Source organism: Alistipes sp. CAG:29 (assembly GCF_000435435.1).
In the GTDB taxonomy this organism is placed as follows: Bacteria; Bacteroidota; Bacteroidia; order Bacteroidales; family Rikenellaceae; genus Alistipes; species Alistipes onderdonkii.
In genome coordinates this window covers 1-1163 of sequence record NZ_FR893440.1, presented here as the reverse complement: position 1 = coordinate 1163, position 1163 = coordinate 1, and the positions used below count along the sequence as shown (strand labels likewise).

Sequence of the window (1163 nt, the reverse complement as noted above, 5' to 3'; positions counted from 1 at the left end):
CGGAGAACAGGTGCCGAAAAACGTATCGCCGTAGACGGCTATCGGCTGCTGGATAATATCGCGAATGACCAAACTTGTATCCGCACCTTGCGTAGTATCCCATACATAAACGGCATCTGTTTTCTTATCCCAGAAATAGGGTTTGGCGACTATATATTTATTCCATTTATGGCCGATCTCAAAGGATGCATGGCTTTTCGTAGCAAGGAATTTACCGCCATACCTTGTATAATTGTTTTCCTTAATTAGATCATTGACTTCCTGTGGAGATAATTTTTCGTCATAACGCCTCCATACACTCTTTTTCTGACAGATCACATATTCCGGTTTTACGACGGAAGCGGTGGTGAACTGGTAAACCGTATCGGAATAGACCGGAGTATAGAGAAGGGTTCCATCGTAGTCATAAGTGAAACTGTTGACTGCAAAATTGTTGTCTTGCAGAGGTGTCGGGGCGAATCCTTTGTAAAGGACGGAGTCTTTGTTGGAAACGAGAATCGCCCAGTTCTCGTCGTCGTTGAAATCCTGTCCGGGAATTTGAAGGTTTATGGATAGGCTGTCGATACGTGCCAAATAGCAGTTCGCTATTCCCTTTTCCCGCCGTAGGAATGTCCCGTCATCCGTGGAAAAATAAAGGTAGGAGCGGGCCAGTGCGTCATTTACAAGTATTTCATTCCGGATGGTGTCTACCTGCATATCCGCGACACTCAGGTATTCCTTCGGCCCCCTGCCTTTGTTCTTGATGCGGAACAACAGGTTGCCCGTTTTGTCGAATACGAAGATCTGCTGTGCGGTATAGCAGTCTAATATATAAATTTTGTCTTTTGTAACGATCATTTTGTCTATTACGCCGATGGGTTCGGATGAATCCAACTTTATGTAATCGACCTGTCTGACCATATCGAGCAATTCAGCCGTGCTGATGATTTTAGCATTGTCGGCCCGGATCGGGTGCGGAGTGCCGGGCATGATATGAATCGCGTCTACATCGGACAGTTCCAAAGCCAAGCTGTTTTTTAGTTGCGTGGTTCCGCAGGCAGCGCAGAATAGGGCGGTTATAATTGTGGCTGTTAGTTGCTTCATATGCTTTCTTATTTGGTCTTCTGTCCGGGCGTTTTTACGATTATTTCAACGTATACGCAACCACGATCGGGTTGTCGCTC

General features: G+C 45.9%; 1 protein-coding gene. It reads right to left on the bottom strand.

Annotated elements, in window-relative coordinates; genetic code table 11:
- Window positions 1-1083: 6-bladed beta-propeller (locus QVP03_RS04490; RefSeq protein ID WP_288210639.1), on the bottom strand; the 1083-nt coding region annotated here is incomplete at its 3' end.
- Between the last annotated feature and the right edge of the window lie 80 nt (window positions 1084-1163).